Raw genomic sequence first — 23,237 nt, 5'->3', positions numbered from 1 at the left:
GATCAACGCGCGGCGACGGTCGCCAGTCGAGCCAGCCGGTCATCGAGGGTGGCGTGGAAATGCCCGATCGCGCTCTCGTGCCGGCCAAATTCCACGAATTCGTTTGCCCCTGAGCGCAATCCACGTTGCACACCCACCGACATCTCGTTGTCCTCCACCGCGCCGCGCGCGATGAAGCTACCCGCCCCCGCCGGGTTGCTCGGTGCACCGCCCGACGCTCGGTCGGCCTGGTCGACAAACTCGGGCCGCACCATCGTGTAGACGACGAGCGTGCTGCGGTCGATGTCCACCGGGTCCACCACGATCACGAGCACCAGGTCCGGGAAGGTCGCCACCATGACGTTGGGAAACAGCTGGTACACGTATGTCACCCGCGCGTCCGTCGTCCAGCTGGTCTCCGGACGGTCGCGCAGTCGTTCAATGTTGCGGTACGGGAAGGTGATTCGACTGTTCGGACCGAATGTCTCGACCACATTGAGGTCATCGTATTGCACCGGGAAGAAGGTGTCCTTGTGCGTCGAGCGAATGTGGTAACCCTCGAGGAACTGTTCGACCAGCACCTTCCAATTCATCGCCTTAGCAGTGGACTCCGCGTACACGAGCCGTCGCGCCGGGACCAACTTGTCCCGCCAGGGGGCCCCGTCGGTCAGCGAGGCCAACGCCTCGTCGATCCAGGTTTGCGCGCCCGCATTAGTGTCCAGCGCGCCGATGACGATGAGCCCATCCACCTCGTGGCTGGGGACCTCGACCAAACCGCGGGTCGAGGGGTCCAGACCGGTAAACGCCTCGGCGTTGGGCACATGCGAGAGCGAACCGTCCAGGCGATAGGTCCAGCCGTGGTAGCGGCACACCAGGGTGCGGGAGCAGCCGGCCTCCTCGACCAGGGCGAAACCGCGATGCCGGCATGCGTTGCGGAACACCCGCGCCCGTTGGTCACGCCCCCGGACGGCGAACAGCGGCACGCCGAAGGCGATTCGCTCGACGTGGTCGCCCGGGGTCGGGATCGTCGCCGAGGGCACGAACACGCTCGGCATCGCGCGAAGCAACCGGAGCTCCTCGGCGAATCGGCTTGGGCTCAGGTAGTTTTCGACCCGCTCGCGCCAGGCCGCACCCTCGTCGGTGGTACCGGCGTCGATATGGGCGAGGACGCGCCGGACGATCTCGACATCGTCGGCGAGCACCGACTTCGTCGGCGAGCGCATGCGTGTCAGTATCACACTATGGACGTCACGCGTCAATGATTTGGTGATACCGTTGCCATCCGTGCCCGCCCTACCTCGATCCCGAGCGAGCGACCTGATCGACAACCGGCCGCTGAGCGCGCGCTCGGTGCTGGCCTCGGCGCTGCTGGGCTCCGACCTGGGGCGTCTCACGGTGGCGGAACTGGTCGCGGTGGGCTCGCTGTTCGGCATCAGCCCCGGCGCGGCCCGCACGTGCCTGTGGCGGATGGTGTCCAACGGCGAATTGACCGCCGACGACGGCAGCTACACACTCGCGGGTCGACTGTCGGAGCGCCGCCAGCGCGTCGACGAGGCGTCCCGGATCGACGACGCGGCCGCCCACCGATGGGACGGAACGTGGGAACTGGCGATCGTGGCGCTGGAGCGCAGATCGGCGACCGATCGCCTGGAGCTGCGAAAGGCGGCCACGGCCCTGCATCTGGCCGAGCTTCGGGAGGGCGTCTGGATCCGCCCGGATAACCTTGATCCGCAACGGTTTCCGACCTTCAGGGCGGTACTGGACCAGCAGTGCACCCACTTTCACGGCGCCGCCACGGACATCACGGCCGACAGGGTGCGATCACTCTTTTCCCTCGATGAGTGGGCCGACGATGCCAGGGCGCTCATCGACGCCATGGAGGCCGCGCTCAACACGGGCACGCGTGACGATTCGACCGAACGCTTCACCTATGAGTTCGCGCTGTCGATTGCCGTGGTCCGCCACCTTCAGCTCGACCCGCTGCTGCCCGTCGAGCTCACCGAAGTCCGTTGGCCGGGCCACACGTTGCGCAGCGGCTACCGACGTTTCGATCGCGCCTTCAAGCGGCGGATGAACAGCGCTTTCCGCCGGGCGTAGACGTGACGGCCCCTTTATAGAGAATCGACAACCCCTTTCGCCTCGCGCAAGCCCGCGCCGGTCAGCTCGCGGTACAGCTTGATCGCGGCGATCGCGTTCCCCGCGCGGGCGAGGGCGACGACTTCGGCGGGCACGCCGCCTTCGAGTAGCCCTGCCGGGGTGGAGCCCACGTCGCTACCGAAAGTCGGGCACGGAACCCCGAGCCGATCCGAGAGCAGGCGCACCTGCTGTTCGAGCAGCGCGAGACGGCGGTCGAGGTGGGGGTCTTCCATCACACGATGATTATGCGCGAAGGCGGGCCTCACGGGACCGCTCATGCGGTGTCGGTGGATCCGGCCGGGAAAATGTTCTGGTTGATGTGGAACACGTTGCCCGGATCGTACTGCGCCTTGATCTCGCTGAGCCGCTGGTAATTCGGGCCGTAGGTCGCGCGGACCCGGTCCTGGCCCTCGTCCATCATGAAGTTCACGTAAGCTCCCCCGGCCGAGTAAGGGTGGATGGCTTCCCAGTACTCCTTTGTCCAGCGCTTCAACACCTCGGCGGTCGCCGGGTCGGGGTCGACGCCCGCGATGACCTGTGAGAAGTTCACATCCCGGTAGGCCCAAGCGCTTTCGGTCTGGCCGACGCGGTGGACCGCGCCGTCGATCGGGTAGAGGTGCATCGTGGAGTGCATCGTCGGCAGCTCCTCGGTGAAGCGGGCATGGGCTGCAACGGCGGCGTCGGGCACCGTCCGGACGAAGTCGCCGCGCCAATACCACTGCAGCCCTTTCGGATACAGGGCGTCGAAGGTGGAGTTCAGCGCGGGATACGGGGCCGCGACGAGGCCCTCGAAGGCCGGCTGCATCTGCCGGACCGGCTCGAACGCCTCGTCGGCACGGGCGGGATCGCCGGTGTAGCACCAGACCACGGCGCACGCCTTCTGCAGGTGGAACACCTCGGGGAACGGCGGCGCCGGCGGCACGGTCATGCTTGCGAAGAAGCCGTAGAGATCCTCGTCTTGGGCGGGCAGGAAATCCCGGTACCAGCTGAGGATGTCGGCGGTGGCCGATGCGGGCCACGCCGTGGGTCCGCAAATCACGGTGTGCACCGGGTGCAGGCGGAATGTGAACGAGCTGACCACGCCGAAGTTTCCGCCGCCCCCGCGCAGCGCCCAGAACAGGTCGGGGTGCTCGGATTCCGACGCCGTCACCACGCGGCCATCGGCCAGCACGACCTCAGCCTGCAGCAGGTTGTCGATGGTCAGGCCATACTTGCGGGTCAGATAGCCGTGGCCACCGCCCAGGGTGAGGCCACCGACGCCGGTGCTCGAGATGATGCCGGCCGGCGTCGCCAGGCCGTGCGCGTGGGTCGCGCCGTCCACCTGCGCCCACGTGGCTCCGCCCTGGACGCGGGCGATCCGCCCGTCCGGGTCCACGTCGACGCGGTTCATCGGCGACAGGTCGATGACGAGGCCGCCCTCGACGCAACCGAAACCGGGTCCGTTGTGTCCGCCCCCGCGGACGGCGACCGCGAGGTTCGACGCCCGCGCGAACTGGAGGGCGCCGGCGATGTCGCCGGTGGATCCGCAGCGCACGATCACCGCGGGCCGCTTGTCGATCATGGCGTTGTGCAGCGCCCGAGCCTCGTCATATCCGGCGTCGTCGGGCAGGATCAGCTGTGCTCCGAACCGGCCGCGGAGTTCATCGGTTGCGGTTGTCACGCTCATGGCCCGCACCTCCTCTGGTTGCTTCGCAGGTCTTGATGCCGTGACGCTACGAGATGCAAAGGCCGTGCGTCATGACCACAACGAAGCATTTCCCAGGCACCCAACGATAGTTAGATCTGACTATCGACCGGGCAATTCGGCACGGTTACCTTGATTCCATGGCGCAATGGGTGCCGCCGCCGCTTCCAGCGGAACTGATCGCACGTCGCCGGGGCCCGCTCGTCGGTCGCGACGCGGAGCTTGCGGCGTTCGAGCAGGCCTGGGAGCGGGTCGAGGGCGGCAGCCGCCAGGCGGTGTTCATCGGCGGTGAACCCGGGGCGGGCAAGACGCGCCTGGCCGCCGAGGTGGCCGGATCGCTGGCCGACCATGGCGTCGGCGTGCTCGTCGGGAGCTCGACGGCCGACGCGGACGTGCCGTACGCGCCGTTCGCCGAAGCGCTGGATCGGCTGCTGAGCGCCACTCCACCGGGTTCGATGGCGGACGCCCTGGCCGACGCGGCGCCGCAACTGCGGCGGCTGTCAACCCAGGTGGCCCGCCATTTGCCCGATATCGGCCCCGCAGAAGACGTCGGGCCGCCCAGGCAGGCGCTTTTCGACGCCTTGACCGGTTTCCTGGGGCGCCTGGCGGTCGATCGTCCGATCGCGTTGATCCTCGACGACCTGCATTGGGCGCAGCTGCCCACCCTCGTGATGCTCGAACGCGTGCTGATCGGTTGCGCCGACGTCCGCATGCTGGTGGTCGCCACGTTCCGCACGACCGAACCGGACCGCTCCGACGAGCTCACCACCCGGCTGGCCGAACTGCACCGCTTCGACGGGGTCCGGCGTCTGGATCTCGCTGGGCTGGACACCGAGGCGATCGCCGAGTTCGTGAGGCGAACCCAGCAGCTGGCTCCAGCGTCGGCGCGCACTGCCGCCGCCTTGCTGCGCGACAAGACCGGCGGCAACCCGTTTTTCCTGACCGAACTGGTCAACGACCTGGAGTTCCGCGGCGGGCTGGCCACGCTTGGTGTGCAGCAGACCGTCCCGGCATCGATCGGCGACGCCATTGCCCGCCGCCTCAGCGGACTGGGTGCCGGCGTCCGGGGCGTCATCGAACAGGCGGCGGTGCTGGGCGAAACGTTCGATCTGCCCGCGCTCATCGCCGCCAGCGATACCGATCTTGCCGCGACGCTGGCGGCGGTCGATTCGGCCGAAGGCGTCGGGTTGATCCGGCCGGTTCGCGACTCCGACGGCGAGTTCTCGTTCGTGCACGCGCTCACCCGGGAGTCCGTGGCCGGCGGAATGGCGGCGTCGCGACTGCGGATCATGCACGCGCGGGCCGCCGAAGCGCTGGAAGGCCGGGCGGACCCATCGGTTGTTCCCCGCCTGGCGAACCACTACCTGCGGGCGCACGTGCTGGGCTACCACGAGCAGGCGTTGCGGTATGCGCACCAGGCGGCCCGGATGGCCGAACAGAGCCTGGCCTACGAGGACGCGGCGAGGTGGTTCGAGCGGGCGGCGTCGCTGCCCGAGATGAGCCGCACCGATCGGGCGCGGCTGGACCTCGACGCGGCCGCAAATCACGTGCGCGCCGGCGATTTCGCCCGGTCGCGGGCGATCTACGAACGCATCAGCGTGATGGACGACCCGCTGATCCGCCTCGGGGCGGCCGTCGGCTACGAGGAAGCGAATTGGCGTCGCGGGCAGTCCGATTCGAAGGCCGCCGACCTGCTGGCGTCGGCACTGGAATCCTGCGGGTTGGATACCGACGACCCCCGCTACGTGCAGGCACTCGGCAGTTTCGGGCGCGCGCTGGCCTTCGCCGGCGAGGCGGCGCGGGCGCGCGAGGTCGGCAACAACGCCATCGACCGCGCACGGGCCGCGGACGATCCCGCGGTCCTGATGCACACCCTCAAGGCGAGCCTGTGGCACGGGCTCACCCCGGAGCTGTGCGAAATCCAGGCGGAGCGATCGGCCGAGGTGTCCCGCATGGCGCTGGCGCGCCGTGACTACGAGGCGCTGGGGGCGTCCTCGCACTTTCGCGCCATGGTCAGCTATCTGGCCGGCCGGCCCGAGGACCTGGCCGCGTCCACCGTGGACATGCGGCGGGCGGGCCAGGCCTGCGGACAACCGGTCTTCGGCTTCGTCGGGGCGTGCGTCGAGCAGGCGCTGGCATATCTGCGCGGCGACTTCGCCGGCGCCGAACGGTGGGCCGACATCGCCTTGCGCACAGGTGATTTGTTCGACGCGGAGGACACCGAGGGCTCGAACGGGGTCCAGATGTTCATGATCCGGCGCGAGACCTCAGACCTGAAGAGATTCGCCGGGTTCATCGACGGCAGCGAGACATTCGCCGGACGCTGGGTGCCCGGCCTGCTGGCGCTGTACACCGAGCTCGACTGCGAAGCGGGCATGACCCGCGCCCTCAATCATCTGCTCAACCGCAAACTGGGCGATCGCACCAACGAGGCGCAGTGGCCGATGGAGCTGGTGTTCATGGTCGAGGCGGCGTTGGAGCTGGGCAACCGCGAAGCGCTGCATTCGCTGCGGCCATACATATCGCGCTATGCCGGCAAAAACCTGGTCGCCGGCCAGTTCGTCGCCCTGTTCGGCAGCGCCGACCGATACCTCGCCCGGATCGCGGCACTCGACGGGGACACCGCCGCGGCCGAGCGGCATTTCGGCGCGGCGCTCGAAATGGATCGCCGGATGGGATCGGTGGTCCATGTCAGCGAAACGCTGGCCCGGCATGCGCTTTTCGCGGCGTCGCGCGGGCGCACCGAGGACGCCCGGCGCCTGGCCGACGAGGCGCGCGCCATCGCCACATCGATCGGCCAGAACCGCGTCGCCGACCTGGTGGATTCATTGCTGATGACTGGCCCGGACGGCTTGACGGACCGGGAGGTCGAAGTGCTGCGGCTGCTGGCCGAGGGGTTGAGCAATCGGGCGATCGGCGAACGCCTCTACATCAGCACCAACACGGCGGCCAACCACGTGCGCAACATCTTGATCAAAACGGGCGCCGCGAACCGCACCCAGGCGGCGATGTACGCCGCCGATCACGAGCTGCTCGGGTGAGGCCTCAGATATCGGACAGCCCTCCGTCGGGCATGACGCGATCACGCACCTCGACGATGACGTCGGCGGGGAGGCCGGCCCTGGCCGCCGCGGTCCTGATGGCCTCGGGCGACGGCGCCTCGTACAGGCAGTAGGTCTTCCGCTTGTCCGCCGACAGAAACGAGTACATCCAGCGAACGCCCTCGTGGTCGTTGATCCGGTTGATGCCGTCGGCGACCTCGAAGTTCGGTTCCATTTCCTCGGCAAAGTTGCGCTCGACCATGAAGATGGGCACAGCGGACTCCTGTCGTTGTCTTGGGTCGAACCTACGCCGTTGCGAGTGATCTTTAGTGGTCACGCGACTCGCACCCCATCTCGGGTTGTTCCCCAGCCAGGTGGCCGGTTCCCTTCCGCGCTTCACGGCCACCTGCCGGGCGTGGCCCGGTCTTACGGTCGGCTCCACGCTTGACGGCGGCCCCAACTGGGCCGACGGCGGTGGCTGGTTGCTCCCACCGCGCGAGGTTCATTGCGGCGTTGTCATCCCGCTGATGGACTGGTGCCGAACACGAATCGCATTGCCAGTGTTCGGCCCAGCCGATGTCCTGCACATGCCCACAGGCATGGCAGGTTTTCGATGACGGGAACCACCGGTCCGCAACCACCAAATGTGAGCCGTACCAAGCTGTCTTGTAAGACAGGTGACGTCAGGCAGTGCCCAGCGCCGCATCAGACAGCCCACGCCGCCGGGCGCGAGCGCCAGGCAGTCCTTTCTGTTGCAGCAGCCCGGACGCGTCCAAACCTTTCAACCACGATCCGGCCGTGAGTTTTAGCCAATCGTGTTGTCAGCACATGCAAATGATGGGTGCGGACATCGTTGACCCGGCGATGCAGCCGGGAAAGTTCAGTGGTGCAGCACACCACCGACAACTACCGACCACTCGCACCACAACAGTTGGCAACCCCACGGAACGAGAGCAGCAGGGAGTTCTCGGCGGCGTCAATCGCGCGCCGCGTCGGTCTCGCTGGAGAGCAACATCTGCAAGGTTTCCCGCAATTCGCCCAGTCGCTTGGGTCCCAGAACCTCCTCCCACCGCTTCTCCGAAGCGATTGCGTTGGAACGCATCACGCGCAGCGTTTGGCGACCGCGCGGCGTCAGCTCGATGATTCGGGCCCGGGCGTCGACGGGATCGGTCACTCGGGTGACATAGCCGTGCCGCTCCAGGCCGGCGATCGCCTGGGCCACTGCCTGGCGACTCACGTTCAGCCGGTCGGCCAGATCCGATGCGTGCAGGCCGCCGGCCGCCAGCGGCACCAGCGCAACCGCTTGCGCCGGCCGGATCCCGTCGAGTCCGGCGGCGGCGAACGCCGCTCTCAAGTGCGGCGCCCCCGAGGCGGCCACCAAGCTCACCAGCGCTGGGACGGTGGGCTTCCACTCGGCATCCACGACACGTCGCATGGCATGAGTCTGCCACCCGAGGGCACTTTGACAAGCTGCTTGTCAAATTCAGCTCCGGCTGCCACGATCAGTGCATGCGATCGCTATGCGCTCGGGCGTTCGGTGTCTGTCTCGCCTCGACCTTGGTTGTCGTGCTCGGCGGCTGCGTCGGCGGCGGGCACGCGTTGGGAACGCCAGGCTCCCAACCGATTCCGGTCGGACGGTCCACCCAATCCATCGACTCTGGCGGGGTCAGCCGGACCTTTCACCTGTACCGACCGCAGGGCTTGCCCGACGCGGCACCGTTGGTGGTGATGTTGCACGGCGGCTTTGGCAACGGCGCGCAGGCCGAGCGGTCCTACAACTGGGACGCCGAGGCGGACGCCGGGCATTTCCTGGTCGCCTACCCCGACGGCCTCAACCGCGCCTGGAATGCCGGAACGTGCTGCGGTGAACCACAGCGCATCAACGCCGACGACGTCGGTTTCCTCACCGCGATGGTGGGGGCCGTCGAGCAGGAGATCCCCGTTGATCGCGCACGCGTCTATGCCACGGGGATGTCGAACGGGGCCATGATGGCACTTCGACTGGGCTGCCAGACCGACACCTTCGCCGCCATCGCCCCCGTGGCCGGCACCCTGCTGACCGATTGCTCCCAAGCGCGACCGACATCGGTGCTACAAATTCACGGCACCGCCGACGACCGAGTCCCTTACAACGGCGGCCCCGGAAAAGCCTTCGCCATCAACGGAAATCCACGCGTCGACGGCCCCTCGGTAGAGTCGGTCAACGCCACCTGGCGGTCCATCGACGCGTGCGGCCCCCCGACCTCAACCACCGCCGGCAGCGTGACCACCCAGACGGCCGGATGCCCCGACGGGCGCACCGTGGAGTTGATCTCGGTGGCCGGCGCCGGTCACCAATGGCCCGGCGGCCAGCCCAGCCCGCTCGCGGAACTCGCGGGGATTCCCGAACCGTCGACGGCGCTCAACGCCACCGCCACCATCTGGGAGTTCTTCACCCAGAGCCACCGCTGAGACGACGCTTCGCGCCTCGAGCGTCGACTTGTTTGAACCCAAGCGCGATTTCGGCCCACCAACTCGACGCTCGGCCACAACATGTCTGACCATCAACGCTCGTCCAGCATCGCGCCGATCAGCCGGTGCAGCACCTCCCCGATCTCCCGGCGGGCACGTTTCGGATCATCGGCGGTGGCGACGGCCATGGCCGCCTCGTCGAGCGCACCGATCAGCACATGGCCCAGCGCCCGCACCGGTTGATCGGCCAGCTGACCCGCCTTGATGGCCTCGATGAGCAGCTGTTCGGTCATTCCCAGGCTGTAGCGCTGGGCGACGTCGCGGAAGGCGGCCCAGCCAAGGACGCTCGGCGCGTCCAACAGGATCAGCTGCCGCACCTCCGGATCGCCGGACACATCGAGCCAGGCGTCGACGGCGGCCCGGATCGCATCGGCGGGGGTCGTCGCCCCCGACTCGGCGACCAGCGTGGCCATCCGGGCCATGACATCCTGCTCCACGGCTTCGACGACCTCGGCGAAAAGCGTTGCCTTGTCGGCGAATTGGTGGTACATCGCGCCGCGGGTGACGCCCGCGGCCGTGGCGACCTCCGGCGTCCCCACCTCCGCGTACCCGCGTAGGCCCCACAGTTTGCGCGCGGCCGAGATCAGCGCCTCACGGGTCGCCGCGGAGCGCTCCTCCTGAGTCCGTCTCTTGATTTCCATACAACCTGTTGGTAACTTACGAACAGACAGCCTGTTTGTAAGTGTATCTCGAAGGTGGGAGCTAGCTATGTCGACGATCGACATTAATGCCGGAACTATCCATTACGAAGCAACCGGACCCGAGGACGGCAGGCCCGTCGTGTTCGTGCACGGATACATGATGGGCGGGCAACTGTGGCGCCAGGTCGGCGTACGCCTCGCCGATCTCGGTCTGCGCTGCATCGCCCCCACCTGGCCGCTGGGTGCGCACCCGCAGGCGCTGCGACCCGGCGCCGACCGCACCATCAACGGCGTCGCCGGCATCGTCGCCGAGGTGCTTGCCGCTCTCGACCTCGAGGACGTGGTACTGGTCGGCAACGACACCGGCGGGGTGGTCACGCAGCTCGTCGCGGTGCACCATCCCGAGCGGCTCGGTGCGCTGGTCCTCACCAGTTGCGATGCGTTCGAACACTTCCCGCCGCCCATCCTCAAGCCGGTGATCCTGGCGGCCAAGTCCAAGACGATGTTTCGGACCGTGGCCCAGGCCATGCGCGTGCCGGCCGCTCGCAAGCGCGCGTTCGACGGCCTGGCCCACCGCAACATCGACGACCTCACGGAAGAGTGGGTCCGCCCGGGGCTCTCAGATCCGGCCATCGCCGAGGACCTGCGCCAGTTCACCCTCTCGATGCGCACGGAGGTCACCACCGGCGTCGCTGCGCGGCTGCACGAATTCGACAAGCCCGCGCTCATCGCCTGGTCGGCCGACGACGTGTTCTTCGAGCTCGGGGACGGCGAACGGCTGGCTGCGACGATCCCGAACGCCCGCCTGGAGGTGATCGAGGGAGCGCGGACCTTCTCCATGCTCGACCAGCCGGAGCGGCTCGCCGACCTGCTGTCGTCTATCGCCGTGCGCGCCTAGCGCGGGCTCACGCCTTCGCGGTTGTAACGCCACGGCGAAAAATCGAGCGGAATTTCGCCGTGGCGTTACGCTCGCGGGCATGGAAAATGCGCTGCATGGCCGACGGATCCTGGTTACCGGCGGAGCGACCGGAATCGGCGCGGCCGCCGTCCGAACCCTCGGCGCGGCGGGGGCCGGGGTCGCTGCCACCTACCACCGGACCCCGCCGCCGGATGACCTCACGGCCACATGGCTGCAGTGCGATGTGCGCGAAGCCGAAGCCGTTTCCGCGATGGTGCAACAAGCGGTCGAGCGCCTTGGCGGGCTCGACGTCTTGGTGAACGCCGCGGGGCTATGGCAGGCCGGAATCCCCGGATACATCGGCGTCGACGAGATTTCGTTCCTGTTGGACACCAACGTGAAGGCCACCATCCTGACCAACCAGGCGGCCTACGCGGTGATGAAAGACCAAAATCCCAAGGGCGGCAGGATCATCAATTTCGGGTCTTCCGAAGCCGTTATGGGCAGCCCCATCTCGGCCGTCTACGCCGCGACCAAGGGCGCGGTGCAGGCCTGGACACGATCGGCCGCCAAAGCGTGGGCCGCCGACAATGTCACCGTCAACGCTTTGGCACCGGCGGTGCAGACGGCCGGGGCCGACCGTTTGCGCGAGTTCCTCGGTCCGGAGGCAGGGGCCCTCATCGACCAGCAGATGCAGATGATGATTCCGCTCGGCGGGACGCTGGGAGACGCCGCGCGAGACGTCGGGCCGATGCTGGTGTTTCTGGCCGGCCCGGGCTCGGGCTTCATCACGGGGCAACTGCTGGCCGTCGACGGCGGCCTGATGATGGTGGGCGGCTGAGGACCGGGCGACCGTGGACCGCCGCTACGATAAGACGGGCCGTCTCGTCTCGTAACTGAAGGTGGACCGATCCGATGGCCGACGACACGATCCAGGCGCTGCTGCGTAAGCGCCTGTCCGACCCCGCCGTCGCCGTCAAACACGGCAATCGGCAATGGAGTTGGGGTCAATACCTCACCGAGGCGACGGCGCGGGCCGCGGCCCTGATCGCCGCCGCCGATCCGCGACGACCGATGCACATCGGCGCCCTGCTGGGAAACACGCCCGAGATGCTGGCCCAGATGGCGGCGGCCGGGCTCGGCGGCTACGTGCTCTGCGGCCTGAACACCACGCGCCGCGGCGAGGCACTGGCCGCCGACGTCCGGCGGGCGGACTGCCAGTTCGTCGTGACCGACGACGAGCATCGGCCGCTGCTGGACGGCCTGGACCTCGAGGGCACGCGAATCCTGGACACATCGACGCCGCAATGGGCCGAATTCATCAGCGGCGCCGGCGAACTGGTCCCCCATCGCCAGGTCACCGTCACGGACGCGTTCATGATGATCTTCACGTCGGGAACCAGTGGAAATCCCAAGGCCGTCCAGGTATCCCACCTCATGGCCACCATCGCCGGCCTCAGCCTGGTCGGGCGTTTCGGCCTGACCGAGCAGGACACCTGTTATGTGTCGATGCCGCTGTTTCACTCCAACGCGGTCGTCGCCGGATGGGCGCCCGCGGTCGCCTCGGGCGCCGCGATCGTGCCGGCGAAGTTCTCGGCGAGCAACTTCCTCGATGACATCCGCCGTTACGGGGCCACGTACATGAACTACGTCGGCAAGCCCCTCGCCTACATCCTCGCCACCACCGAGCGCGACGACGACGCCGACAACCCGCTGCGGGTGGCGTTCGGTAACGAGGCCAACGACAAGGACATTGAGGAGTTCGCTCGCCGATTCGGCGTTCAGGTCGAGGACGGCTTCGGCTCGACGGAGAACGCGGTCATCGTGATCCGCGAACCCGGCACGCCCAAGGGGTCGATCGGCCGGGGGGTCGACGGGGTCGCGGTGTACAACAGCGAGACCGTCACCGAATGCGCCGTCGCACGCTTCGATGCCAACGGAGCGCTGGCCAACGCCGACGAGGCGGTGGGTGAGTTGGTCAACACGGCAGGGTCGGGTTTCTTCACCGGCTACTACAACGACCCCGAGGCCAACGCCGAACGCATGCGCCACGGCATGTACTGGTCCGGTGACCTCGCCTATCGCGACGCCGAGGGCTGGATCTATCTGGCCGGCCGCACCGCCGACTGGATGCGGGTCGACGGTGAGAACCTGGCCGCGGCACCCATCGAGCGGATCCTGTTGCGGCACAGGGCCATCAACCGCGCCGCGGTGTACGCCGTCCCGGATGAGCGGGTCGGCGACCAGGTGATGGCCGCCGTCGTCCTCAACGACGGCGCCAAGCTCGTCCCCGATTCATTCGAAGCGTTCCTGCGCGCGCAACCCGACCTGTCTGCGAAGGCCTGGCCGCGATACGTCCGCATCGCCGCCGACCTGCCCAGCACCGCCACCCACAAGGTGCTCAAGCGCCACCTGATCGCCGAAGGGGCGGCCGCCGGCGAGGGCGAAATGCTTTGGGAGCGCGAAGCGCGCGGCACCGCTTACCGACACACCGCGACTAACTCGGCTCCCTGGGTACCCGACGGCGGATCTGCCCCTTCGTCCGTCGCACCCGTTTGACGGGATCCCGGCTTGTGCCGCCGGCGATCTCGTCGCGCAGCTGCGCGATGTTGGAGATCTCCGCATACAAACCGCGGATCGCGTAGTCGAGGACGGCGAACGAAGAACGCTGGTCCGGGTCATCGGCTATGCCGAGGTCGCGGGCGCGCTGCCGCGACCACAGCGCCTCGTCCAGCCGGCCCCGGGTGGCCTCGAGGTGGCGGTCCAGCGTGTCGATCACGTGTTCGGGATCGTCGCCGCGCGCAAGCCAGGTCTTGAGAATGACGGGGTGCTTGATGACGACCCGGTCCTGACCCGGAAAGTGCTGGACCCACCGGCGCAGCGAATCGAGCCCGGAGTCGGTCGTCTCGTACAGGGTGATCGCGCGCTTGCCGGATTGGGCGCCGATCTCGCTGACCATCCCGCGCGCCAACAACCGGTTCAGTTCGCGCCGCACGTGGCTCACCGACGGCGACCAATAGAAGTGGCCCACCGACAGTTCGGCACGCATCTTGATTTCGCCGGCGGTGAGTTGTTCGTCATTGGCCGCCAGCACGCCCAGGACCAGGTAGGCGGTTACCGGCAGGCCGTTGCTGGTTCGTGCGGGACTCATCCCCGTCTACCCCAGCCCGGTGAAATACGGGAGGGTCACGTCGGTGCCGACGGCATGGAACTGCACCCGCACGCGCATGCCGATGGCCAGGTCGCCCGGGGCCACGCCGACGACGTTGGTCAGCATCTGATAGCCCTCGTCCAGCGTGACGATCGCCGGCGCATAGGGCGGTTCGAACTCCGCCGTGACCGGGCGATGCACCACGGTCCAGCTGTATATCTCGCCGAGCCCGCCGCTGCGCTCCCACCGCAATTCGGCCGAAAGGCATTGGCGGCAGTGCTCAGTCGGCGGAAAGTTCGGCAGGCCACACGACTCGCAGCATTGGTAGCGCAATTCCCGGGCTCCGCATCCCTGCCAGAAGGGAAGGCTGAGCTCGCTGCTGGCGTGGGGCACCGGCCCGGTCTGGGGCCGCAACGGTTCGGAGGTCTCGAAAGTCATAGCGGCTCGTCTCCCAGGATCAGCACCGTGGTGAATAGGGCTCCCGCTCCCCCGTTGCTGCACAACGCGATATGCGCGCCGGGGACCTGGAGGTCACCGGCCTGGCCGCGCAACTGCTGGACGGCTCGAACGGCCCGCTGCATCATCTGCGGATTGGAGCCCGCGTGGCTGAAGGACATGGTTCCCCCGTCGGTGGTGACGGGATGGCTGCCTTCGATCCCGATCTGGCCGTCGGCGACGAACGGTCCGCCCTCGCCATCGCCGCAGAATCCGAAAGCCTCTAGCTGGCGGATGATTTCGAAGGAGAACGGATCGTAGAGTTCCAGCACGTCCACGTCGTCGGGCCGCAGTCCGGCGTGGCTGAACGCACGCTCGGCCGCGCGCCTGCCGACCACGCCGTTAACGTGGTCGCCGCGCCGGCCGACGAGATCCCACGCGGGTGGATGCTGATACGACGGGCCGTGGAAGTCCGCGCCGCTGCCCAACACGTGGATCGGCCGGCCGGCGACATCCACTTTGTCTAACACTTTCTCCAAGTTCGCTATCACCAGTGCACACCCGCCCTCGGAGGTGGTGGCGCAATCGAGGAGATGGAACGGGTCGGCGATGCGCCGGGACGCGGTGATGTCCTCCGGCGCGAAAGGTCCCCGTTGGTAGTAAACGGCTTCCGGGTTTCGCGATCCGTTGTTGCGAATGGTCGCCGCGACGATGGACAGTTGTTCGCGCGTCGTGCCGTAGACGTGCATGTGACGCCGGGCGATGAGCGCGAACTCGGCGGTGGTGAACATCCCCCAGGGCGCGACGAATTCGTTCTCCGGCCTGGTCCACGGTGCCGTGGCCTCGTGGTCGCGGTACTCACCCGCCTGAGCGGCGACGAGGACGACGACGTCGGCCATGCCATGTTCGATCGCGGTCAGCGCCTCGGTGATCATGCCGACCCCAAACCCCAGTCCTTGCCAGGCGGGGCCGAGTCGCAGGTCGTAGATCAACGAGGTGGAATGGGGGCTCGCGCTGATCCCGTCGACGTCATCGAGGCCCAGGCCGGCGTCGGCGAGTGCCCCATGAATGGCCTTGAGCGCCAGGCTTCGTGAGGTTTCACCGTCCAGTCGGCGGCCCTGTCGGGTGTTGTGCACGCCGACGATCGCCGCGGTGCGCTTCGCCGGGCTAGTTCTCATCTGCCACAACTCCCAGGTAGGTGCCCACCACGTCGTATTCTCGCCCGTCACGCTCGATGGTCCCGATCGTCGTGGCCCGCGCCGCTGTGCTCCCAGCGCGCCCCGCGCCCGTTTCGAGCACGTCGATCCGCACGTCTATCGGCCTCGCCGTTTGCGGGTCGGTGATCTCGACGACCATCGCCACCGCGCGTTCGCTCTCGTCCCACGAGACACCGGTGATCCGGTGGCGGGCCGTCAGCTCCATCACCACGGAGTCGTGGCGCACCAGGAAGCGGACGGGCGCGCAGAGCTCGCCGGCGCGCGGCGGGACGCACAGCGTGACTGCCACGTCACAGTCCCGCCGGCCGCGCGTTGGTGGCCCCGAAGGCGCGCAACTCCAACAGATCCCGCTCGCTGCGCCCTAGAATTCCCGTCAGCACCTCGTCGGTGTGCTGGCCATACAACGGCGGCACCCGCCGAATCCAGCGGCGTGATTTCCCGACGAAAGCGAAGGGCATGCCGGTGCATGAGAACGAGCCGGCCACCGGGTGGTCGACCGTTTCCCAGAAGCCGCGGGCGAGCAACTGCGGGTCGCTCAGCAGATCCGCGGGCGGCGTGACGCGCGCCGCCGCTACCCCGACGGCGCGCAGCGCTTCCACCGCATCGGCCACCGAGTGCCGCGCCATCCAATCGGAGATCAGCTTGTCGATTTCGTCGGCCCGTTCGCACCACGCGGCCACGTCCGCGCCGAGGTCGGTTCGGTCGATCAGCGCCGCCAACGAAGCGCGCGCGGCGCCTTCCATCGCGGCGAGCGCGACCCATTCGTCGTCGCCCCGGCACGGGTAGACTCCCTGGGGGCTTGCGCCCGGGCCCTTGTTCCCATCGCGGTGCAGCTCAATCCCGTTGCGCGAGTATTCAACCAGCATCTCGGCGGCCACGTTCAGCGCGGCCTCGACCATGGTCGACTCGACGTGCATTCCGGTCCCGTCCCGGTCACGAATCACCAGCGCCGCAACCGCGGCGAACGCGGCGTGCAGGCCCGCGATCGGGTCGCACACCCCGCGCGGAATCACCGGCGGGCCGTCGGCATGTCCGGTCATCCAGGCCATGCCCGTCGCCTGCTCCATCGTCTGTGCGAAGCCGACGCGGTCGCGCCACGGGCCGTCGAGGCCAAACGCCGGCATCCGGACCATGATGGCGCGCGGATTTGCCGCGGTCACGGCATCCCACTCCAAGCCGAAATTTTCCATCACCCGCGGTGAAAAGTTCTCGATGACGAGATCGCTCGCAGCAATGAGCTCTAACGCGATGGCGCGTCCGGCGTCGGCGCTGAGTTCGACGCTGATGCCGCGCTTGTTGTTGTTGCTGCACAAAAACACCGGGCCCCACTCCCACCATTGGTCCCAGTCGGGAGGGCGGCCGGCGGCGAACCTCATGCCGTCGGGCCGGCGGACGCCCTCGAGCTTGATCACGTCGGCGCCAAGGGCGCCCAGGAATTGGGTGGCGACCGGCCCCGCCCAAAACGCGGTGAAGTCGGTTACCCGTATGTCGGACAAGGGAAGTGCGTCTGCCTCGGCAAGTTGCGGCCGGTTGGGTCGTGGCGGCCAGTGGACGCGGCCGTTGTCCGCGCCCGGCAGCGGAGGCCTTCCGGGCGGCCTGGTCGCCATCGCATCGCTCCGATAAGGCACCCGCGGCTGCAGCACCCCGGCTTTCGATTCGACGAAGACGCCGCGTTCGACGAAGTGGTCGACCTTTGGCAGGGTGGCGGGGGTGCCGATGGGGGCCACCGGGATTCGGAAGGCCACCGCGACATCGATGATCTCTTGCGTGGTGCGGGTTTCCGTCCATTGCGTGACCATGTAGAGGAATTCGTGGCGGCGCCCGACTCGGCCGGCGAACGACGCCAGCTCGGCGTCGTCGACCAGATCGGCGCGATCGATCATCACCAGAAAGTCTTGGAACTGTTGCGCTGTGATCGTGCAGAAGCCGACCATGCCGTCGGCCGTGGGAACGATCGACGGCAATTCCAGACTGCGTTGTTGTTGAAGGGAATCCGCACCCAGCACGCTGGCCGACATTGCGGACAGGCCGCCCATCGCGATCGCCATCGCCTCGTAGGTCGAGACATCGATGACCTCACCGCTCCCGCCCCTGGCGGCGCGCCGGGCCGTCGCGGCGGCGACCGGCGCGGCGAACGAGCCGGCCAGCCACTCGCCGAGCCGCCCGCCCGCCTGCACCGGTTCATCGCCCGGCCAACCGCGGCCGGCGATCGAGCCGCACAGCGCCTGCAGAATGAACTCGTTGGCGACCACCTGGTCTTCGACGTAGGGACCCGTGGTGCCGAACGGCGTCACGGCCACGACCACCGCCGACGGTGCGGTGTGAGCCGCGATGTCGTCGAGGGTCCAGCCGTCGGTCAGGTCGGTGAGCACGATGTCGGCACCGGCCAGTAGCGCCGGGGTCTCCGCCCGGTCGTTCACCGACTTCTTGCCCGCGGCCAGGTAGCCGAACAGCGCCCCGGCCGGGCCCCCGGCCGACCAGCTCCGCAGTGAATCACCGCGCGGTGATTCGATTTTCACGACGTCGGCGCCCGCATCCGCGAACATCTTGCCGCAGTAGGACACGGCGATGCCGTTGGACAACTCTAGCACCCGCCAGTCCGCGAAGGGCGCCCGGTCGGCCACGCTCAGTTGCCCAGCGTGGTGGCGCGCCCGGCGACGCCGGTCACCTCGGCCGTGACCGGCTCGGGGGCTTGTCCAGCTTCCTGCGACTGCTGCGCGAACTGCGTCATCCGGGTCCACGCATCGAGATCACGCTGGCTGGCGTGGCGACCGACGTGCGTGACGATGTCGACGTCGGTGGCCTCCGAGCGCAGGAACCCTGCACGGGCGTGCTCCTTGGGGATGTGCCGGAACGGGTCGAACGAGTATGCGGCCATGGCGTTTTCGTGCGTGACCTTGTTGATGACCGAGTCGTCCAGGTGGCCCATGGTCTCCACGACGTCCTCCGGCGCGAACGGCCAATTGCTGTCGGAGTGCGGGAAGTCGGACTCCCAGCACAGCATGTCCTCGTTGAACCAGGCCATGTTGCGCACGCCGACCTTGTCGCTGATGAAGCAGGTGTAGAAGTGGCGCTTGAACACGTCGCTGGGCCCGCCGTAGCCGGGCGGGAACTTCGCCAGCGTCCAGCCCGAGTGCCGGTTGAAGACGTGCTCGGCGCGCCAGAGAAAGTACGGTATCCAGCCGACGTCGCCCTCGGTGAGGGAAAACTTCAGTTGCGGAAAGTCGGCCCAGAATTCGGCCCAGATCAGCTCGATGAAGGTGAACATGCTCATCATCGACGAAGCCGTCATCTGCACACTGGGCGGGGCGTCCGTCGACACCTGCGGAGACCGGGATGCCGAGCCGACATGGGTGCACAGCACCGTCTTGTTCTCGCAGACGGCCTCGAACAGCGGATACCAATACTTGGTGTGGATGCTGGGCATTTGCAACGCTTCAGGATTCTCCGAGAACGTCACGGCGTGGCAGCCCTTGTCGGCCAGTCGGTTGACTTCCTTGGCGGCCTCGGCCACGTCGAACAGCGGCAGGATGCCGCACGGGATGAACCGGCCCGGGTAGGTCGCGCACCACTCGTCGACGTGCCAGTCGTTGTAGGCCTTGATCATCACGAGGTTGACGTCGCGGTCGGGGCCCTGGTTGAGCACCTGACCCGAGAAGCCGGTGAAGTTCGGGAAGTTCAAACCCGCCAGCTGACCGCCGGCGTTCATGTCGCGGACCCGCTCGTCAACATTGAAGCAGCCCGGCCGCATCTCGTCGTAGCGCGAGGCGTCGATGTTGTACATCTCGCGGGGCTTACCGGCGACTGCGTTCAGGCCCATATTCCGCCCCCGAACCTCGCCGTAGTACCACTGCTGGACGCCATCGGGTTCGATGACCACCCGGGGCGCGAGGTCCCTGTACTTGGCGGGAACATGCGCGTCGAACATGTCGGCCGGCTCGGCGATGTGATCGTCCACGCTGATCAGGATCAGGTCGTCCTTGTTCATTACGCACTCCTCGCTCAATCGACTAGTAGACAATGGCCCGAGTCACAGTGTCAACGGCCCGAACGCCGGGTGTAGAGCCCCGGCCGCGCTAGCTCATAACAGCTGTCCCTCAACGGTAAATCCGCGCCGACATACAGCCGATGCCGAAGGAGCGAGCGCGAGCAACTACCACGTTATGTCGCCCATATTAAGTGACTATTAGTCCGCATTACGGCACGACCGTCGATGCCGCCGGATCGATGATCGGACGCTGCCGATGCCATGCCATGCCACCATGGGGCATGGCGCGGCCCGGAAGGTGGTGCAGTTGAGCATGAACAAGGCCGCGCGGCCCACCACCGCCGACGTGGCCCGACTGGCCAGCGTGTCGACCGCGACCGTCAGCTACGTACTGAACGACGCCGAGGGCCACAGAATCTCGGCGCAAACCCGGGAGGCCGTCCACCGAGCCGCGAAGCTACTCGGTTATCGACCCAACCTCGCTGCGCGAAATCTCGCCCGCGGTAAGGGCGGTGTGGTGCTGTATGTGGTGCCGCACGTCGCGGTGGGCGAGATGCCGATGCAAGCCGGTAGCCGGATGACGACGGAGCTGGCGCGCCAGGGCCTGCTTCAGGTGCAGATTTTCGAGACCGACGACGATCAGCATGTCGTCGACGCGATCGAGAATCTGGACCCGGTCGCCGTCATGAGCCTGTTCCCGCTCAGCGAGGCCGTCCTGCGGGCCGTGCAAGCGGCGGGCATACCGCACATCAACATCGGCGCCTTGCCCGCGCTCGGCGATCCACACCTGTCGATCGGCGAGATGCGCGTCGACCATCTCGTCTCACGTGGTCACCGAGAGATCGCGTTCGCCTACACCGGTATCGCGAAATGGCGCCTCCTCGGCGACTACTGGTTGGAAGGCGTCGCGCGCGCGGCGCGATTGCACCACCTTCCGCCACTCCGCGTCGGCGAGCTCACCCTGGACAACGCCGCGGAGGTGGTGGCGGGTTGGGTACACGACGGCGCGACCGCCGTGTGCGCACAGAGCGACGAGATCGCCTGCCTCGCCCTGTACGGCATGCACCAAGCGCGGCTGCGCTGTCCCCACGATCTCGCCGTGATCGGCGTCGACGCCAGTCCTATGGGCGTGATGAGCACGCCGCCGTTGACGACGGTGGAATTCAACCCGCGCGCGGTCGCCGATGCCGCGGTCGCCGCACTCTTCGAGCGGTTGGGGCTGGCAACGCCGCCATCCGAAGCGCCGACCGAGGTCGCGAGCCTCATCGTGCGATCTTCGACCTAACCTGCCCCGCATATGCCGAGATTTGGCCGTTGGCCAACCGCATCTGCGGGTGCGCAACGAGGCTAGACATTCGGTGGTTAAGCGCATAACCTCGGCGGTGAGGAGTCGCAAAGTCGCGAGAAGGGAAATTCATGTCGGTGCAGGCTGTGCTGGACGAGATCCGTGAACGACCCGGCACCGGTGAGGTGATTGCGGTTGTCGACCCCGCCACCGAAGAACAGGTCACCGAGTTCAAAGACTGCGGCCCGGAAGCCGTGAACGACGCGGTCGCGCGCGCGAAGGCGTCCTTCGAGTCGGGCGTCTGGCGGGATCTGCCTCCCAGCGAACGGGCCAAGATCCTGTGGCGTGTCGGCGAGCTGATCGACCAGAACGCGGAGATCCTGGCCGAGCTCGAATCGCTAAACGCCGGCATGACCCCGCTGCAAGCGCAGGGAACCGTGACCGTCGGCTCCGAGTTTTTCCGCTACTACGCCGGCTGGTGCACCAAGATCGAGGGCATCGCGGCCGACGTGCACACCGGCGGTCTCACGGGCATCGACTCACACCAGCACGCATATACCCTCAAGGAGCCCTACGGCGTGGTAGGGCTGATATTTCCCTGGAACGGGCCGGTATTCAATTTCTGCGCCAAGCTCGCACCGTCGCTGGCGGCGGGCTGCAGCAGCGTCGTCAAGCCGGCCGAGGAGACCCCGCTGTCGGCGTTGGTGTTGGACGACATCCTGCATGAGGCCGGGGTACCCGAGGGGGTAGCAAACCTGCTGTTGGGCTACGGCCACACCGCGGGCGCGGCGATCACCGCGCATCCCGACGTCGAGAAGGTCGCCTTCACCGGCTCGACCGAGGTCGGCAGGGCGATCGTGCACGCGGCGGGCGAGAGCAACCTCAAAAAGGTCACGCTTGAACTCGGCGGCAAATCGCCGGTGGTGGTCTTCGACGACGCCGACCTGGCGAAGGCCGTCCCCATGGCGGCGTTCGGCACCTTCATCCACTCCGGTCAGGCGTGTGTCTGCGGGTCGCGCATCTTCGTCCAGCGCGGCATCTACGAGCAGTTCGTGGAGAGCCTGGCGAACGTCGCCAACGGACTGCCGCAAGGCGGCCCCAAGGACGAGGGCAGCTTGATCGGCCCGCTGATCAGCCAGAAGCAGCTCACCCGCGTCCTGGGCTACCTCGACCAGGGCAGGTCCGATGGTGTCGACGTCGTGACCGGCGGGCACCGGCTGGACCGGAAGGGTTACTTCGTCCACCCCACCGTGCTCACCAACGTCGACTCCACGAGCAGGCTGTTCCAGGAGGAGATCTTCGGCCCGGTCGTCGCGGTCATCCCGTTCGATGACGAGGACGAGGCGGTCGCGCTGGCCAACGACAGCACCTACGGGCTGGCCGCCACTGCCTGGACGTCAGACCTCGGCCGTGCGCATCGGATAGCCAAGCGGCTCAAGGCCGGAACCGTGGGGCTGAACTGCCAGCTGCAGTTCGACCACTCCATGCCGTTCGGCGGGTACAAGCAGTCCGGGTGGGGCTACGAGTCCGGCAAAGCGGGCCTGGAGACGTACCTGCAGACGAAGGTCGTCTGGGCGCAGATGTAATCATTCGGGGCAGATCACATACTTAGGGCCCACGCTCGGCGGCCACGCCAGGTCGAACCCAAGCATCATCAATCCGACGGGATTACCCGATCGTGATCGCGGACAGACCCTGACGCACCCGGTCGGGTAGCGATCCCCCGTGGGTCAGCCAGTCGTCCAGGGCGACGCGCACAGCCGCCATCGCCAACGCACCGATCAGCCGAGGCCGGGCATCCTGGGGAGCCAATTGGGATATCCGCGGCGCGATAAGTTCGGCAATCGCCGATTCGTACCGGACATAGATGCGCAGCGTCCAGGCATCCAGCGTCTCGGATGACCTTGTCAGCGTGGCTAATTCACGAACCTGGTCCTCTATTTCGGCGAATCCGAGGGCGAGGTCATGGAAGGCGCCGACGACGGCCTCGGTGGCAGACAGGCCCGCCGGCTGGGCGGCCAGCGCGCTGGTGATGCGGTTCAGCCAATGGGCATTCATGCCCTCGGCGACGGCGTCTTCCTTCGAGTTGAAGTAGCGGAAGAAGGTCGCGCGCCCGATGGCTGCCGTGTCCGCGATTCGGTCCACCGTCGCACCCGCCAGACCAACGCTGCCAACAAGCTGGGCTGCCGCCTCAGCGATGCGCCGACGCGTCGCCGTGCGCCTACGTTCGGCTAGCGACATTCGCTCACGATCTCCACCAGAATCGGTTGC

At 67.5% G+C, this 23,237-nt stretch carries 21 protein-coding genes and 1 pseudogene; 8 read left to right on the top strand and 14 right to left on the bottom strand.

Annotated elements, in window-relative coordinates:
- Positions 1 to 2: 2 nt before the first annotated feature.
- The gene (locus tag JWP83_RS10820) at positions 3 to 1,202 is read right to left on the bottom strand and encodes an SRPBCC family protein (RefSeq protein WP_297729908.1); all 1,200 of its coding nucleotides are present in this window, start codon (positions 1,200 to 1,202) and stop codon (positions 3 to 5) included.
- A 61-nt stretch (positions 1,203 to 1,263) separates the two neighbouring features.
- On the opposite strand from JWP83_RS10820, the gene JWP83_RS10815 reads away from it, so the two are divergent.
- Positions 1,264 to 2,076: a PaaX family transcriptional regulator C-terminal domain-containing protein gene (locus JWP83_RS10815; protein ID WP_297729906.1), complete on the top strand. Its 813-nt coding sequence runs from the start codon at positions 1,264 to 1,266 to the stop codon at positions 2,074 to 2,076.
- A gap of 14 nt (positions 2,077 to 2,090) precedes the next feature.
- On the opposite strand, the gene JWP83_RS10810 is transcribed toward JWP83_RS10815, so the two are convergent.
- Together JWP83_RS10810 and JWP83_RS10805 are read right to left on the bottom strand one after the other, a co-directional pair.
- Entirely contained in the window at positions 2,091 to 2,348 is a 258-nt protein-coding gene (locus JWP83_RS10810) for a hypothetical protein (RefSeq protein WP_297729904.1), read from the bottom strand.
- A gap of 41 nt (positions 2,349 to 2,389) precedes the next feature.
- Positions 2,390 to 3,781: an FAD-binding oxidoreductase gene (locus JWP83_RS10805; protein ID WP_297729902.1), complete on the bottom strand. Its 1,392-nt coding sequence runs from the start codon at positions 3,779 to 3,781 to the stop codon at positions 2,390 to 2,392.
- A 158-nt stretch (positions 3,782 to 3,939) separates the two neighbouring features.
- Here JWP83_RS10805 and JWP83_RS10800 point away from each other — a divergent pair, with 158 nt between their 5' ends.
- Positions 3,940 to 6,840 carry a helix-turn-helix transcriptional regulator gene (locus tag JWP83_RS10800; RefSeq protein WP_297729900.1) on the top strand — a complete coding sequence of 967 codons (2,901 nt, stop codon included), beginning with the start codon at positions 3,940 to 3,942 and terminating at the stop codon, positions 6,838 to 6,840.
- Positions 6,841 to 6,844: 4 nt separating this feature from the next.
- On the opposite strand, the gene JWP83_RS10795 is transcribed toward JWP83_RS10800, so the two are convergent.
- From JWP83_RS10795 to JWP83_RS10785, 3 genes and pseudogenes are all read right to left on the bottom strand, one after another.
- The gene (locus JWP83_RS10795) at positions 6,845 to 7,114 is read right to left on the bottom strand and encodes a DUF4242 domain-containing protein (protein ID WP_297729898.1); all 270 of its coding nucleotides are present in this window, start codon (positions 7,112 to 7,114) and stop codon (positions 6,845 to 6,847) included.
- Positions 7,115 to 7,166: 52 nt separating this feature from the next.
- Positions 7,167 to 7,728 (bottom strand): annotated as a pseudogene (locus JWP83_RS10790) (RNA-guided endonuclease TnpB family protein); the annotation flags it as partial.
- 88 nt (positions 7,729 to 7,816) lie between these two features.
- The gene (locus JWP83_RS10785; RefSeq protein ID WP_297729896.1) at positions 7,817 to 8,275 is read right to left on the bottom strand and encodes a MarR family transcriptional regulator; all 459 of its coding nucleotides are present in this window, start codon (positions 8,273 to 8,275) and stop codon (positions 7,817 to 7,819) included.
- Positions 8,276 to 8,349: 74 nt separating this feature from the next.
- Between JWP83_RS10785 and JWP83_RS10780 the strand changes: the two genes are divergently transcribed.
- A complete protein-coding gene (locus JWP83_RS10780) occupies positions 8,350 to 9,291 on the top strand; it encodes a PHB depolymerase family esterase (RefSeq protein ID WP_297729893.1) in 942 nt (313 codons plus the stop codon).
- Between the two features lie 92 nt (positions 9,292 to 9,383).
- Here the strand turns inward: JWP83_RS10780 and JWP83_RS10775 are convergent, their stop codons facing one another.
- Entirely contained in the window at positions 9,384 to 9,992 is a 609-nt protein-coding gene (locus JWP83_RS10775) for a TetR/AcrR family transcriptional regulator (RefSeq protein WP_297729891.1), read from the bottom strand.
- 67 nt (positions 9,993 to 10,059) lie between these two features.
- On the opposite strand from JWP83_RS10775, the gene JWP83_RS10770 reads away from it, so the two are divergent.
- The 3 genes from JWP83_RS10770 to fadD1 all read left to right on the top strand — a co-directional run bounded on the left by JWP83_RS10770 (position 10,060) and on the right by fadD1 (position 13,449).
- The gene (locus JWP83_RS10770) at positions 10,060 to 10,890 is read left to right on the top strand and encodes an alpha/beta hydrolase (RefSeq protein ID WP_297729889.1); all 831 of its coding nucleotides are present in this window, start codon (positions 10,060 to 10,062) and stop codon (positions 10,888 to 10,890) included.
- A 79-nt stretch (positions 10,891 to 10,969) separates the two neighbouring features.
- Positions 10,970 to 11,731 carry an SDR family NAD(P)-dependent oxidoreductase gene (locus JWP83_RS10765; RefSeq protein WP_297729887.1) on the top strand — a complete coding sequence of 254 codons (762 nt, stop codon included), beginning with the start codon at positions 10,970 to 10,972 and terminating at the stop codon, positions 11,729 to 11,731.
- Positions 11,732 to 11,805: 74 nt separating this feature from the next.
- Positions 11,806 to 13,449 carry a fatty-acid--CoA ligase FadD1 gene (fadD1, locus tag JWP83_RS10760; protein ID WP_297729885.1) on the top strand — a complete coding sequence of 548 codons (1,644 nt, stop codon included), beginning with the start codon at positions 11,806 to 11,808 and terminating at the stop codon, positions 13,447 to 13,449.
- Here fadD1 and JWP83_RS10755 read toward each other — a convergent pair.
- From JWP83_RS10755 to JWP83_RS10730, 6 genes are read right to left on the bottom strand one after another with little or no spacing between them, the layout of a single operon-like run.
- Positions 13,388 to 14,041 carry a MarR family transcriptional regulator gene (locus JWP83_RS10755; protein WP_297729883.1) on the bottom strand — a complete coding sequence of 218 codons (654 nt, stop codon included), beginning with the start codon at positions 14,039 to 14,041 and terminating at the stop codon, positions 13,388 to 13,390. The genes fadD1 and JWP83_RS10755 overlap by 62 nt on opposite strands.
- Positions 14,042 to 14,047: 6 nt before the next feature.
- Positions 14,048 to 14,479 (bottom strand): OB-fold domain-containing protein, encoded by a 432-nt coding sequence (locus JWP83_RS10750; RefSeq protein ID WP_297729881.1) that lies wholly within the window; start codon positions 14,477 to 14,479, stop codon positions 14,048 to 14,050.
- Entirely contained in the window at positions 14,476 to 15,654 is a 1,179-nt protein-coding gene (locus JWP83_RS10745; protein WP_297729879.1) for a thiolase family protein, read from the bottom strand. Before JWP83_RS10745 ends, JWP83_RS10750 begins: the two co-directional genes overlap by 4 nt.
- Positions 15,644 to 15,982, bottom strand: a complete 339-nt coding sequence (locus JWP83_RS10740; protein ID WP_297729877.1) for a hypothetical protein — start codon at positions 15,980 to 15,982, stop codon at positions 15,644 to 15,646. The genes JWP83_RS10745 and JWP83_RS10740 overlap by 11 nt, the downstream gene beginning before the upstream one ends.
- Before the next feature lies 1 nt (position 15,983).
- Positions 15,984 to 18,317: a CoA transferase gene (locus JWP83_RS10735; protein ID WP_297729875.1), complete on the bottom strand. Its 2,334-nt coding sequence runs from the start codon at positions 18,315 to 18,317 to the stop codon at positions 15,984 to 15,986.
- A gap of 2 nt (positions 18,318 to 18,319) precedes the next feature.
- Positions 18,320 to 19,681, bottom strand: a complete 1,362-nt coding sequence (locus tag JWP83_RS10730) for an amidohydrolase family protein (protein WP_297729873.1) — start codon at positions 19,679 to 19,681, stop codon at positions 18,320 to 18,322.
- 313 nt (positions 19,682 to 19,994) lie between these two features.
- Here JWP83_RS10730 and JWP83_RS10725 point away from each other — a divergent pair, with 313 nt between their 5' ends.
- Both JWP83_RS10725 and JWP83_RS10720 read left to right on the top strand, forming a co-directional pair.
- Entirely contained in the window at positions 19,995 to 20,966 is a 972-nt protein-coding gene (locus JWP83_RS10725; RefSeq protein ID WP_297729930.1) for a LacI family DNA-binding transcriptional regulator, read from the top strand.
- A gap of 131 nt (positions 20,967 to 21,097) precedes the next feature.
- Positions 21,098 to 22,552: an aldehyde dehydrogenase family protein gene (locus JWP83_RS10720; protein WP_297729871.1), complete on the top strand. Its 1,455-nt coding sequence runs from the start codon at positions 21,098 to 21,100 to the stop codon at positions 22,550 to 22,552.
- An 82-nt stretch (positions 22,553 to 22,634) separates the two neighbouring features.
- On the opposite strand, the gene JWP83_RS10715 is transcribed toward JWP83_RS10720, so the two are convergent.
- Positions 22,635 to 23,207, bottom strand: a complete 573-nt coding sequence (locus tag JWP83_RS10715; protein ID WP_297729869.1) for a TetR family transcriptional regulator — start codon at positions 23,205 to 23,207, stop codon at positions 22,635 to 22,637.
- Positions 23,208 to 23,237: the final 30 nt, after the last annotated feature.

The organism is Mycobacterium sp. (assembly GCF_025965855.1).
Classification (GTDB): domain Bacteria; phylum Actinomycetota; class Actinomycetes; order Mycobacteriales; family Mycobacteriaceae; genus Mycobacterium.
The sequence above is the reverse complement of the archived record's forward strand: the minus strand, read 5'-3'. Positions and strand labels throughout refer to the sequence as shown.

What these genes read in the sequence shown, in the direction of transcription:
- JWP83_RS10820 (WP_297729908.1), bottom strand. Translation starts at nt 1,202, where the DNA reads ATGCGCTCGCCGACGAAGTCGGTGCTCGCCGACGATGTCGAGATCGTC.
- JWP83_RS10810 (WP_297729904.1), bottom strand. Translation starts at nt 2,348, where the DNA reads ATGGAAGACCCCCACCTCGACCGCCGTCTCGCGCTGCTCGAACAGCAG.
- JWP83_RS10805 (WP_297729902.1), bottom strand. Translation starts at nt 3,781, where the DNA reads ATGAGCGTGACAACCGCAACCGATGAACTCCGCGGCCGGTTCGGAGCA.
- JWP83_RS10800 (WP_297729900.1), top strand. Translation starts at nt 3,940, where the DNA reads ATGGCGCAATGGGTGCCGCCGCCGCTTCCAGCGGAACTGATCGCACGT.
- JWP83_RS10785 (WP_297729896.1), bottom strand. Translation starts at nt 8,275, where the DNA reads ATGCGACGTGTCGTGGATGCCGAGTGGAAGCCCACCGTCCCAGCGCTG.
- JWP83_RS10780 (WP_297729893.1), top strand. Translation starts at nt 8,350, where the DNA reads ATGCGATCGCTATGCGCTCGGGCGTTCGGTGTCTGTCTCGCCTCGACC.
- JWP83_RS10775 (WP_297729891.1), bottom strand. Translation starts at nt 9,992, where the DNA reads ATGGAAATCAAGAGACGGACTCAGGAGGAGCGCTCCGCGGCGACCCGT.
- JWP83_RS10770 (WP_297729889.1), top strand. Translation starts at nt 10,060, where the DNA reads ATGTCGACGATCGACATTAATGCCGGAACTATCCATTACGAAGCAACC.
- JWP83_RS10765 (WP_297729887.1), top strand. Translation starts at nt 10,970, where the DNA reads ATGGAAAATGCGCTGCATGGCCGACGGATCCTGGTTACCGGCGGAGCG.
- fadD1 (WP_297729885.1), top strand. Translation starts at nt 11,806, where the DNA reads ATGGCCGACGACACGATCCAGGCGCTGCTGCGTAAGCGCCTGTCCGAC.
- JWP83_RS10755 (WP_297729883.1), bottom strand. Translation starts at nt 14,041, where the DNA reads ATGAGTCCCGCACGAACCAGCAACGGCCTGCCGGTAACCGCCTACCTG.
- JWP83_RS10750 (WP_297729881.1), bottom strand. Translation starts at nt 14,479, where the DNA reads ATGACTTTCGAGACCTCCGAACCGTTGCGGCCCCAGACCGGGCCGGTG.
- JWP83_RS10745 (WP_297729879.1), bottom strand. Translation starts at nt 15,654, where the DNA reads ATGAGAACTAGCCCGGCGAAGCGCACCGCGGCGATCGTCGGCGTGCAC.
- JWP83_RS10730 (WP_297729873.1), bottom strand. Translation starts at nt 19,681, where the DNA reads ATGAACAAGGACGACCTGATCCTGATCAGCGTGGACGATCACATCGCC.
- JWP83_RS10725 (WP_297729930.1), top strand. Translation starts at nt 19,995, where the DNA reads ATGAACAAGGCCGCGCGGCCCACCACCGCCGACGTGGCCCGACTGGCC.
- JWP83_RS10720 (WP_297729871.1), top strand. Translation starts at nt 21,098, where the DNA reads ATGTCGGTGCAGGCTGTGCTGGACGAGATCCGTGAACGACCCGGCACC.
- JWP83_RS10715 (WP_297729869.1), bottom strand. Translation starts at nt 23,207, where the DNA reads ATGTCGCTAGCCGAACGTAGGCGCACGGCGACGCGTCGGCGCATCGCT.